Source organism: Bartonella sp. AA2SXKL, from assembly GCF_042197205.1.
Classification (GTDB): Bacteria; Pseudomonadota; Alphaproteobacteria; order Rhizobiales; family Rhizobiaceae; genus Bartonella.
Window position 1 is genome coordinate 1 of sequence record NZ_JBHIRN010000176.1, and the last position, 335, is coordinate 335.

Annotated in this window: 1 pseudogene; it reads left to right on the forward strand. The window is 45.4% G+C overall.

Annotated features, from left to right (window positions below):
* Window positions 1–335 (forward strand): annotated as a pseudogene (locus ACFINS_RS10530) (dihydroxy-acid dehydratase); the annotation flags it as partial.

A 335-nucleotide genomic window follows, 5' to 3' on the forward strand; every position in this document is an offset into this window, starting at 1 on the left:
TCTTAAATCCAAAGGATGAGGAAAGGTATGTGCACTTATAACAGACGGCCGTTTTTCGGGGGGGACTTCGGGGCTTTCTATCGGACATGTTTCTCCAGAAGCTGCTGAAGGAGGAGCAATTGCTCTAGTGGAAGAGGGAGATATCATAGAAATTGATATTCCTAATCGTACCATTCATATGTTAGTTGAGGATGATGAGCTGATGCATCGTCGTGTCAAAATGGCAGCAAAAGGAAAAGCAGCTTGGCAACCGACTGAGAAACGTAAGCGTAAGGTTTCAAAGGCTCTTAAGGCATATGCAGCTATGACGACTTCTGCTGCAAAAGGTGCTGTGC